General features: G+C 51.8%; 2 protein-coding genes. Both read left to right on the top strand.

The features are described 5' to 3' along the window. Nucleotides 1-294, top strand: a 294-nt coding sequence (locus CX664_RS17710; RefSeq protein WP_219622226.1) for a hypothetical protein, incomplete at its 5' end; no start/stop codon positions are given. A 237-nt stretch (nt 295-531) separates the two neighbouring features. Next, a partial coding sequence (locus tag CX664_RS17705) for a DUF1601 domain-containing protein (protein ID WP_146000115.1) occupies nt 532-3,614 on the top strand: 3,083 nt, incomplete at its 3' end.

Genomic DNA, 3,614 nt, shown 5'->3' with positions numbered 1-3,614 from the left:
CTGCTGAAAATCGCACTGTTGCAAAAAGCAGGATTTGAGGTCGTTGAAATTCCGGTTAACAGGCTCTTGACTCAGGATTCAATGAAACCATGTATTGATCAAATAAAGTCCAGGATAGGCTTCCCGCCACAGGGGCATGGCTCTGTATCACTTAAAAGAAGCTGGGCAGATGCGGCATACGTTACTGCTGATAAAGGCAGGCGACCCTCAGATCACGGTTACTTAACCGCCGAAGAACATTCAAAAGAGCAAACCGGCAGACCAGAAAAGAGGAAGAAAACAACCAGCCAGTAATTGCCTTCCTCCCATCATGACTCACGAACCTCTTTCACATTCCGGGAAGGAATGCCAGCGTTGAACACCTGTTACCTATACATCTCGCCCCGGATGATTTGCAAATAACGGATTGATGGCATCAGGAGTAGATGTGTTCCCCCAACCGTTTACGTTTATAAACATTGCGGCAAAATGAACTTTTGAACAGAACAGCAGTCTGCTTTTTATATTTTCATGAATTAAAGAAATATAAATATGGATAGAAACTCTGCTGGTATCAGTGGTCAATACACAAGATCAAATAATGATTACAACCAACCGAATGACCATGCCGCTTCTTCAAGGCGCGGACGATATAGACATACCACAGTCAGACAATGGGATCCTCCACCCCGCACAGCCCCAAGGCGTAATGAATTTTACCAATCTTCTATCGCATACTCTTCTCAATATCTACTGCGCCGTTCAGTAAATCATGCTCAAGACTTTAATGCCCTCATCAAACAGGAAGTAGTGGATGACCTGATAAGTAAATCTGATCATTTCGGTCATCGCTATGATGGGAGAAATCACGGTCAATATGCCAGTTCAATTAAAAAATACACGTCTGCTGCTAAAAGACCGTTAAATCGAGTGGAACAAAGCCAGCTGATGCGTTTACTGCAAAATTTCACAGTAACACGGAGCTGGAATTGGCTAAGCCTGACGACAACACTTCATTCATTTACTTCAGCGGGTGTTTTTACCCCTAATAACCCCATGGATCAGCGTGTTAAGCGTACACAAGCTGCCTTATTGTCAACGCTGCTTGATGCAATAATATTCAAGTGCAACCGCAAAGCTGCAGCATGGGATATTGATGCCCAGGGAATCGCCAACCTGCTGTGGGCCATGGCGAAACTGGTGGACAACGGCCAGAAGCACACACCAGAGTTCCAGGAGGCCCTGGCCGCGCTGTTGCCACACGTGGATGCACAGAAAGACCAATTTATACCTCAGCATACCGCCAACCTGCTGTGGGCCATGGCGAAACTGGTGGATAGCGGGCAGGAGCAGACATCAGTTTTCAAGGGGGCCATGGCCGCGCTGTTGCCCCTCGTGAACGCACAGAAAGACCAATTTAATGCCCAGGGCATTACCAACCTGCTGTGGGCCATGGCGAAACTGGTGGACAGCGGGCAGGAGCGGACACCAGAACTCAAAGAGGCCGTTGCCGCGTTGTTGCCCGATGTGAGCGCACAGAAAGCAAACTTTACACCTCAGGGTATCGCCAACCTGCTCTGGGCCATGGCGAAACTGGTGGATAACAGGTATGAGTTGACACCAGGACTCAAAGAGGCCGTAGCCTCACTGTTGCCCCTCGTGAACGCAAAAAAAAACCAATTTATACCTCAGCATATCGCCAACCTGCTCTGGGCCATGGCAAAACTGGTGGACAACGGGCAGGAACAGACACCAGAACTTAACGAGGCCGTGGCCGCGCTGTTGTCCCACGTGAGCGCACAGAAAGCTAACTTTAAACCACAGGAAATCGTCAACCTGCTGTGGGCCATGGCGAAACTGGTGGACAACGGACAGATGAGGACACCACTGTTCAAAGAGGCCGAGGCCGCACTGTTGCCCCACGTGAGCGCTCAGCAAGCAAACTTTACACCACAGGGTATCGCCAGCCTGCTGTGGGCCATGGCGAAACTGGTGGACAACAGGCAAAAGCGAACACCAGAGCTCAACGAGGCAGTGGCTGCGCTGTTGCCCCACGTGAGCGCACAGAAAAACAAATTTAAACCACAGGGTATCACCAACCTGCTGTGGGCCATGGCGAAACTGGTGGACAACGGGCACGAGCAGACACCAGGGCTCAAAGAGACCGTGGCCGCGCTGCTGCCCCTCGTGAACGCACAGAAAGACCAATTTATTCCTCTGCATATCGCCAGCCTGCTGTGGGCCATGGCGAAACTGGTGGACAACGGGCAAGAGCAGACACCAGGGCTCAATAAGGCCGTGGTCGCGCTGTTGCCCCACGTAAACACACATAAAGACCAATTTAATGCCCGGGGAATCGCCAACCTGCTATGGGCCACTGCGAAGCTGGTTGATAAGGGGTTGGAGTGGACACCACAGCTCAAAGAGGCCGTGGCCACGCTGTTGCCCTTCGTGAACGCACAGAAAGCTAACTTTAAACTACAGGAAATCACCAACCTGCTATGGGCCACGGCGAAACTGGTGGACAATGGGCTGGAGCGGACACCGCTGCTCACAGAGGCCGTGGCCGGGCTGTTGCCACTCGTCAACACAGCGAAAGCTAACTTTAATCCTCAAGAAATCGCCAACCTGCTGTGGGCCATGGTGAAACTGCTGGACAACGGGCTGGATAGGACACCAGAGCTTAAAGAGGCCGTGGCCGCGCTGTTGCCACACGTGAACGCAAAGAAAGATAACTTTACACCACAGGGAATCGCCAACCTGCTGTGGGCCATGGCGAAACTGGTGGATAGCGGGCAGGAGCGGACACCAGGGCTTAACGAGGCCGTGGCTGCGCTGTTGCCTCACGTGAACGCAAAGAAAGACCAATTTAAAGCCCTGGGAATCACTAACCTGCTGTGGGCCATGGCGAAACTGGTGGACAACGGGCTGGAGCGAACACCAGAGCTCAACAAGGCTGTGGCCGCGCTGCTACAACACGTGAACGCACACAAAAACCTGTTTAATGCCCAGCATATCGCCAACCTGCTGTGGGCCATGGCGAAACTGGTGGACAACGGGCAGGAGCGAACACCAGAGTTTAACAAGGCCGTGGCCGCGCTGTCGCCACACGTCAACACAAAGAAAGCTAACTTTAAACCACAAGAAATCGCCAACCTGCTGTGGACCATGGCGAAACTACTGGACAACGGGGAGTGGACATCAGAACTCGACGAGGCCGTGGCCGTGCTGTTGCGCCACGTTAACGCACAGAAAGCCAGCTTTAAACCACAGGAAATCGCCAATCTGCTGTGGGCCACGGCGAAACTGGGTGAGTTCGTTGAGCTGAACGCGGTTACCTCTATGTTTGAATCGCTTGTTTACCGAATCAGTGAAAACCCTCAGCTCTCACAGCAAAACCTATTGATGTCTCTCTGGGGAGTGATGGTTTGCTGTGCCAGATTGTCTATGGACTCCCGAAGCAATAACTGGTTTGAAAAGCAAATGGATGACCTGTTTGCTCGCGTGGAAAATACATCTCCGGATAACTTAGAGGATCAATCCGTTATTGCCATGGCCGCAAGTTGGCTTGGTAGAGCCTGTCCGGTCGTCCCCCTTTACCGGACAACTGTTTCAAAACCTCAAGCCGAATTCCG

The sequence above is a fragment of the Endozoicomonas acroporae genome (assembly GCF_002864045.1).
Lineage (GTDB): Bacteria > Pseudomonadota > Gammaproteobacteria > Pseudomonadales > Endozoicomonadaceae > Endozoicomonas > Endozoicomonas acroporae.
The sequence above is the reverse complement of the archived record's forward strand: the minus strand, read 5'-3'. Positions and strand labels throughout refer to the sequence as shown.